Below are 8,098 nucleotides of genomic sequence, written 5' to 3'. Positions count from 1 at the left end.
AACGCACCCATTTACCCGTCCAGAGTCCCTGTTAGTCATACCTGTCTATGAAGTCTGTCAAGTCAAACGAGAAATACTGCGAATAAGCTAGAATAAGGGAGAAAACGAAAGATCATAGAGAGAGAAGTACGCAGATATCAAGAATCATAAGAGGATAACGAGTGTTGATTTGGAATATAGATCCATACAGGTGCTGAAGTTACCCATCACAAGAGAACTAAAATTAATCTGTTGAGAGGGGACACAATAGATGTGGCGGGTTCAGGTTTGGAAGGATAACAAGATAATCGAAGCGTTCCTCCATGACACGAGGGAAGAGTGTGAGGAAAAGAAAACTGAGTTGGAAGCTCGTTATCAAGCAAATGGGTATGAAGTGCGTGTTGAGGAATTCCAATGAAAGAACTTTAACCTATTGGACTCCAAAAATAGTCCCCTTCTTGACGTCCTATTCCAATTCATTAATCCATTAAATTATATGTAATGGAGGATGGTGGTTCCGCCACGAGGGGCATATTGTGGTGAAAGAGAATTAGTATCTTTTTGTGTGGGGTAGTTCATAACTCGAAGAATGCAAGCCTGGACTTTTGCATGAATATACGTCGGGGACGTGGGTTGCCTTGCGTCGCTCACGGGCAGTTTAGCGACATATGAGCATTGAAGGGGGCTATACGTTCATGCTCAAGAAATATCGAGAATGGATTTATGGTACTGGCGTGATGATAATTGTTGTAACGTTCTATCTATTGGTGATGCGTGCCCATACGAGTGGGGGATCTTTCAACGGAGGTTCGTTGTGGGCAGATCGCCAGTTTCAACACAATCTGGGAATTTGGGCGGTCATCACAGCAGTCATTGTAATTCTAATGGCACTAGTGGGATACTTCACACGTAACAACAAGCGATGATAAAATCACTGACTACTCTGAACACGAAACTGCTCAGTTGTCCCAAGCAAGTGATGGTTTAGTAGGAGACCTAGACGCGCAGCAAGTGTTGCTGACCTAACGGGTAGGTCTGACCCAATAATTATGAACATTCGTAATGGAACAAGGGGTGCGATTATGAGTGACATCCAGTCGGCAATTCAGTTTGTACGGAACCACGGAAACAAAGTGGAACAAGCTCGGTTGAATGTGTTGCTTCAAGCTGACAATCTGGTTCAAGAAGCAGCACAACAATTAAAGGGAACACAAAGGGAAGATGGCAGTTGGTCGCCATTTTGGGCACCAGATGCCAGTTCTCTTGATGCTACTTGTTACCGATTGGCACAAAGCGAGCAACTCGGAATTACAGAAGCGGATTTTATCGACCAGGCGATTTTGTTCATCATTGGTCGACAAAATCAAGATGGATCGTTTGAAGAAGCGACAGAATTAGCATCCGTAGCACCGCCTTGGGCAATGCCAGGGGATGATTCCGCTACGATTTATCTGACGGCAAATGCAGGGTATTGGATTCGCCACTACAACGGTTCCAATTCGTGTTTATCCCAGATTGAATCATTTTTGGTTTCTCAATTGAATGACGAAGGGTACTTGCCGACATTCTTGCAGGCAAATTGGCTGGCTGCTGGTTTGCTGCATTCATTGGGACATCACAAGCATACAGAATCCATCATGAATTATCTGCTCGCCAAACTTCCCGAACTAGAACCGAGCAACTTTGCTTGGCTTATCAATTCTCTTTGTGTGATGGGTGTTTCTCCTGAGCATCAATTGATATGGAGTGCTAAAAACAAACTCGAACAATTGCAAAATGGAGACGGTCATTGGGCGAGTGAAGATGGCGAGTGGCAAGACGTTCACACGACTTTAGAAGCTATTCGCGCCATTCAATTCTTCGTACCGTCTGCCTGAAAAATGGACATTGCGGTCTGTCACTAGGGCGAGTATTGAACAAGCCGTACGGCTCAATTTTGAATGAATATGCGATCTCCGTGGAGGCACGGAAACGTCGCATAAGGGCAGTTTTTTGCAATAGCGCGCCTAGCTAAGCTAGGCACAACTTGTCGGTGAAAGTCCGACCGAGGTAGGGACCAAGCCACCTCGTAGCCAGCAGGCGTCTGGTGGCGAGAGCCTAAGGATGGAGCACCTGTGAAAGCCCCGCGAAACACTGGGGTAAGGCAAAACTGCAGGCTGTAACATAAAGTGAATCCTGCCGCATCGTCATTTGCAACCCGTAAGGGACAAGAGGGAGTCGAGCCTCGTATTGTGTGGCGAAGACCACGGAACGCGTGAAGAACTTGGACGAGCAGCGCGGAAGAACCCTCCGGTGTAAGGGGATCAGCATGTAGTGACAGTTGTGTCTGGAACTAGGGAGACCCTCCCTCGCACGACATGTTGTCGTAAAACGCGAACCTATAAGCCCGAAGGGTGAAGTGGCAAGCGGCGAGAAGGGAGTCGGAGAGGGTGGTAGTACCAATGAACGCGGGACAACATAACCCGCACGAGGAAAGCACCCTTACTTTGTTCACGGGTATCAATGGAGGTAAGAGCGAGTGAATGCAGTGAAACCTGCTAACTACACCAAAGTAAAAGTTCGAGAACTCCAAAGAACCCTCTACCTTGCTGCGAAGGCGAACGCCAAACGGAGGTTTCATGCTCTGTACGACAAAGTGTACAGGTCAGATGTCATGTGGGAAGCATGGAAACGAGTGAAAGCCAATCGGGGCAGTGCCGGTGTGGACGGTGTGACAATTGACCACATCGTTCGGGAGTATGGAGAATTTCAATTCGTACGGGACACGCAAAGACAGGTAATCGAAGATACGTATCGTCCCAAGCCAGTACGAAGAAAGGACATACCCAAGGGCGACGACAAAACTCGTCCCCTCGGGATTCCTGTTATCCGAGACAGACTGGTGCAAATGGCGGCGAAAATCGCACTTGAGCCCGTATTCGAAGCGGACTTCAAGGACTGTTCATTTGGGTTTCGACCGAAGAGAAGCGCGAAGCAAGCCATCCAACGGATACACAAAACAGTGAACTATGGGAGAGTGTACTGGGTAGTAGATGTAGACATTACCGGGTACTTCAACAACATCTCCCATGACAAACTGCTCCAACTCGTGGAACAGCGAGTCAGCGACCGTAGAATGTTGAAACTCATACGGAAATGGCTCAAAGCTGGCGTCATGAAGAACGAGCAGTATGAGGAAACTGAAATCGGGAGTCCTCAGGGTGGCGTCATTTCTCCGCTTCTCGCAAACATCTATCTGAACTACCTCGATACAGTATGGGAGAAGCAATTCTCTCATTTAGGCACACTCGTCCGCTATGCGGACGACCTGGTCATCTTGTGCGAGAAGAAAACGCACGCTCTGGAAGCCATTCAAGTCCTCAAGACGGTGTTCGGGAAACTGGAGCTGTCGATGAACACGGACAAGTCTAAACTGGTGAACCTGTGGCTCGACAAAGAGGGGTTCGATTTTCTCGGATTCCACCATCGTCGTTTGCCAAAGCTGTTCAAGAAGGGGAAATTCTACGACCTGCGCAGCTTTCCATCCAAGAAGGCGATGAAGAAGATGCGAGCAAAGGTGAAGGAAGTAACTGCACCGAGGTCTCGACTCTTCTGGTCGCCGAAGCAAATGGTGGACAAGCTTAACCCCATCATTCAAGGGTGGAAGAATTACTACGGCGGAGTAGACCCTGCTGTGTCACACCAGTACCTAAAGAAAGTAGACTGGCATATTAACCGGAGACTGACATTGTACTGGAACAAAAAGCATAAGAGAAAGCACCTGCACCCGAAACGGGTTGCTGAGGTGTTTTCGAGCATGGGACTGAAGCACGCGAGCGCGTACGGTTCGGACTTGAGTCCGCGTGTTTGGTGGTAGCTATAAGGTACAAGGTGAAGAACATCGGAAAGCCGTATGCGGGAAAACTGCACGTACGGTTTGATGAGAGGGGGCTGGGCACCCAGTCCTCTACTCTACTACCCCCAATCTGAAAATTGTATAATAGTGGTATAAAAGTGTGGTTGTGTGGGTTGCTGGTCAACAGTTGCTAGTATAAGGGGGCAATGCCATGTCTCAGGTCTTTGTTATTTTGATTCTTTTGTTGATTTTTGTGGTCCCAGCGATATTTCAATGGCTGTGGAACATTACTTGTCCTGATGTATTTCATCTTCCCACAATAACTTACTGGCAAGCATTTCGGTTGCTTATTCTTGCAGCACTGTTATTCGGCGGGCTACACTTCGGTACTCAAAGTAGTGGCTCTTGGAGTTTTGGTCTCTGACTTGGTTACCGCACTTATTCTTGAAAAACGTGGCGAAACCGGCAACGGCAACGTCGCTCGATTTGCATGAATATCCAGATTGACACTAGCCTGTGTCTGTCGCTTTCGGGCAGAAATCTTCAATAGCATGTAAACTCGTAAAATGAGGAGGGTTAATATGGCAATGCATACTTATGATGAAGTTTACAGTAAACCAGAGTTTTATTGGGGTATGGAGCCTAATAACCTGTGCAAACGTACCGTGGATTTGCTTGTGCCTGACATAAAAGGAAAGGTCGTTGACTTGGGCTGTGGCGAGGGCAAAGACGTTATCCACTTTGCAAGACATGGTTTTAATGCTGTAGGTGTCGATCTGTCGGAACCAGGTTTACAAAAGGCACTTCAATGGGCTAAACAAGAGGGTCTAGAAATCAAAACTGTACAAGCTAGTCTTAATGAGTTCACTTTGACAGAGATGTTTGATGTTGTTTATTCAAGTGGGACACTCACATACATATCACCGACTCTCCGCAAAGACAAATTCATGAATTATAAAGAACATACAAACGTCGGCGGGCTCAATGTATTCAACGTGTTTGTCGAAAAGCCATTTATTGAAACAGCACCTGACTGGGGAACAGACGAGTATTTTTACCGCTCTGGGGATTTACTTAACTTTTACTGGGATTGGGAAATTATTTCGTTTGAAGAATTTATCTTTGATTGTAATTCCAGTGGAGTTCCACATAAACACGCGATGGACGTAATGATTGCTAAAAAAATAAAATGATTGCCCCTTCGTTTTTCAGGAAACTGGGTATATCCGCAGGAAGGAGAACCGGACGCTGGTTGCATAAAAATTCGGCGGCGCTCTGACTTCGTTACGGAGCTATCGAAGCAGGCTAGGTCAATATGACGGTTCTCATAATACCAGCTAAAGTTCATAGAATGTGGAGGTCATTCATGACACCCGAGACACAATTGAAACGCAATCAACTATTACATTTCATACGTGTGAAGATGGAATCTGAGAGCGCAGTGAAAGGCGTTGTTGCAGTCGGAAGCATTGGAGCAGGAACCGCTCACGAAGATTCCGACATAGATGCAGTTGTCTTTCTCGATCCATATGACTTGTACGTTGTCCCAGCCGAAGCCATTTGGAGAGAGGAGGATGACACGTTTCACAGTATTTTTACCAGCGATGAGTCATTGCTCAAGCATGGACTGCAAGTTGATTTTAACCGCTTAAACTTTAAAGAATGGAGTGATCCTGCTTGTTCATGGACAGAACCCATGAAATCAGAGATAGGAAGTGGCTGGATTGCTTTTGACCCAACGGGTGACGTGGGACGCCTTATCAGACATAAGACATTCTACGACAATTCCACAAGACTAAAACGGTTGGATGAGGCCATTGTGTGGTTGGACCAACTTCTGAATGAGGGTGAACCTGACAGGGTTTGGAACACTTACGGTCCCATGGTAGGTCACGACCGCTTGAATGCGGCTTATGATTACTTGGTGCAGATGATGTTTGCTTACAATAGAAAGTGGCGGACGTGGAAGACAAGAGAGATGACGACCCTAGTCCAATTGCCATGGCGTCCAAGGAGTTTTGAAGAACATGGGTTGTCGGCGATTGTGTCGATGTCCGATGATTACGAGGGATACAAGGCAAGAGCATATACCATGAGCCGTATGCTTGAAGAGATGCTTGGGCAGCTCATGGTTGATGGAACGTATCAAAGTGCTGACCCCGTAGGAGAGGCATTCATTCGTAATCATGAAGAACCAGGGCGAGCTTGGAATATTCGAGATTGGATGCAAAAGCACAACGATAGAGGGAACTAATTCGTCACATTATATGTCCCTAACCAAGGGGCAACAACTGAAAACTACCGTGCAGCCGTTTATGAATGAATATTCAGTTTTGGCTGTTGTGCCGTAACGTCGCTATAGAAGCATAGAACGACGTAAGAGGAGTTTAGTTGCCGGCAAGGAAACATGCCTTGGAATAGTAGATTGGAGGAATGTATTCTGTATGACGCGAGAATCGGATCAATGGCAAGATAGGAAATTTTTGCGTGAGATCATCGAATCGAACCAGTTGCCTCCCGTGGAGGAGGCTGGGCGATTCGCACGGAAATTGATGCAAAACTTGGGTTCTCCCGACCCAGAACTCCGAGATGATCTGACGTATCGGTTGATGGGTATGCTTGTTGTCGAAGGACACCTCGAATTCGCCGATCACGAAGAGCTACTGTGGATGGCGACGGATGCTGAGCATCTATTCCTGGGAATCGGGGAGTCAGGTACGGACACGGTCTTCATGCGTTCCTTCTCCGTCCTAATGGTTCCGTTATTGCTGGCGCATGGCGAACATGCTCACGTATTCAGCACCTCAGCAGTGGAAGAAGTCGCTAATCGCCTACTGCGTTACGCCACCACCGAACGGGACTGGCGCGGGTATATACCAGACAAGGGGTGGGCTCATTCTGTTGCACATACAGCAGACGCGCTGATGGCTTGTGGCACCCACCCGGCAGCAACCAAGGAGTTGGGTGCTCGCATCCTGCAGGGCATCAAACATCTTTCCATGGTCCCGCATCCTTTGGGATATCTCGAAGACGACCGGTTGGCGTTTGCAGCGTTCTCCATCATCCATCACAACAAGACTGCGTCAGCTAACATTCAACGATGGTTGGACTCATTTCAACTCGTAACAGACCAGAATAACGATGGGGATGAGACATTGTGTGGGGCAAACGCAGAACACTTTCTACGGAGCCTCTACTTCCGGTTCTTGCACGCAGATCGAACGAGTTCCTGGATTGACAGAATCGTTGAAGCGCTGGCGCGATTCGATATCTATCTTCTTAACTGACTGGCAGTCCGTTAGCGTGATGAGGTTCGCAATTAGGCTTGAAGCAAAGCAACTTGTTGTTAGGGGATAGTCCCAGGAACGCCAAGGATGAGCTCTTTGCATTATTATGCGCTTGTTACTGAGACCGTCTTGTAGCGCAATCGGGCAGGTTAATCCAATATGCCGTCTAGTTTTGTTCCAAATAGTGGTGCTATGATAGGAACAATTTCCGTGGGGAGTGGTCTCGTGAAGTTCGTTATGATATTCGGTCCGCAGGCTGTAGGGAAAATGACGGTGGGACATGAGCTTGAGAAGATTACCGAATTGAAACTTTTTCATAACCACATGACAATTGAACTGCTCGCCCCCTATTTCGGCTTTAGTCGTGACATGTGGAGGTTGGTCAATCAGTTTCGCCGAGACATTTTTGAAGCGGTCGCCGCAAGCGACATGTATGGACTGATATTCACTTATGTTTGGGGTTTTGACTTACAGGGTGACTGGGACTATGTTGATCAAATTTGCAAAATCTTCGAAGACAAGGGTGGCGAAGTCTATTTTGTTGAACTTGAGGCGGATCTGGCTGCAAGAATTGAGCGCAATAACACTCCGCATAGACTCGAACACAAGCCGACCAAGAGGGATATTGCTCGCTCTGAGCAGGACTTGAGACGGACGATGGAGCAACATCGTTTAAACTCTTGGGATGGTGAAATCACAAGAACAAACTACGTGAGAATCAACAACACGAATTTAAGTGCTGGTGAAGTCGCCGAAATCATTAAGAACAGGTTCAATTTCTGAGATGTTCTTACCATAACAGGAGTGAACTGTACCCCCGATTGATGCATGAAAATGCAATATCGATACGGGCTGCCTTGTTGCAGAAAAGGGCAGTTTAGCCGAGGAACGAGAGTCACTGTGTATCGCAAAGCATGTACTCCCTATCGGTTTTTTCGATTCTTACTTTCATATTTGAAACATTTTTCACAGAATTATTAACTGACACGTCGAATCG

The 8,098-nt window shown here is 47.0% G+C and carries 7 protein-coding genes; all 7 read left to right on the top strand.

The annotated features are described in order from the left end of the window. The first annotated feature begins 250 nt into the window (after nucleotides 1-250). The 7 genes from AN477_RS24330 (at nucleotide 251) to AN477_RS06775 (ending at nucleotide 7,884) form a co-directional block, all read left to right on the top strand. The gene (locus tag AN477_RS24330; RefSeq protein ID WP_157061848.1) at nucleotides 251-397 is read left to right on the top strand and encodes a hypothetical protein; all 147 of its coding nucleotides are present in this window, start codon (nucleotides 251-253) and stop codon (nucleotides 395-397) included. A gap of 664 nt (nucleotides 398-1,061) precedes the next feature. After that, nucleotides 1,062-1,856 (top strand): prenyltransferase/squalene oxidase repeat-containing protein, encoded by a 795-nt coding sequence (locus tag AN477_RS06805; protein ID WP_054968424.1) that lies wholly within the window; start codon nucleotides 1,062-1,064, stop codon nucleotides 1,854-1,856. Nucleotides 1,857-2,497: 641 nt separating this feature from the next. Next, entirely contained in the window at nucleotides 2,498-3,835 is a 1,338-nt protein-coding gene (ltrA, locus tag AN477_RS06800) for a group II intron reverse transcriptase/maturase (RefSeq protein WP_054968423.1), read from the top strand. 560 nt (nucleotides 3,836-4,395) lie between these two features. Then, on the top strand, nucleotides 4,396-5,007 hold the full coding sequence (locus tag AN477_RS06790; protein ID WP_054968421.1) for a methyltransferase domain-containing protein: 612 nt from the start codon (nucleotides 4,396-4,398) through the stop codon (nucleotides 5,005-5,007). 173 nt (nucleotides 5,008-5,180) lie between these two features. Beyond that, nucleotides 5,181-6,068: a nucleotidyltransferase domain-containing protein gene (locus AN477_RS06785; RefSeq protein ID WP_054968420.1), complete on the top strand. Its 888-nt coding sequence runs from the start codon at nucleotides 5,181-5,183 to the stop codon at nucleotides 6,066-6,068. A 190-nt stretch (nucleotides 6,069-6,258) separates the two neighbouring features. After that, nucleotides 6,259-7,101, top strand: coding sequence for a DUF2785 domain-containing protein (locus AN477_RS06780; RefSeq protein ID WP_054968419.1), 843 nt, complete (start codon nucleotides 6,259-6,261; stop codon nucleotides 7,099-7,101). Nucleotides 7,102-7,326: 225 nt separating this feature from the next. After that, nucleotides 7,327-7,884 (top strand): DEAD/DEAH box helicase family protein, encoded by a 558-nt coding sequence (locus tag AN477_RS06775; protein WP_054968418.1) that lies wholly within the window; start codon nucleotides 7,327-7,329, stop codon nucleotides 7,882-7,884. Nucleotides 7,885-8,098 lie beyond the last annotated feature (214 nt).

Origin of the sequence: Paenalicyclobacillus ferrooxydans, from assembly GCF_001399675.1 — a bacterium.
In the GTDB taxonomy this organism is placed as follows: domain Bacteria; phylum Bacillota; class Bacilli; order Alicyclobacillales; family Alicyclobacillaceae; genus Alicyclobacillus_B; species Alicyclobacillus_B ferrooxydans.
Note: the sequence above shows the minus strand (reverse complement) of the source record. Positions and strands in the feature narration are given on the sequence as shown.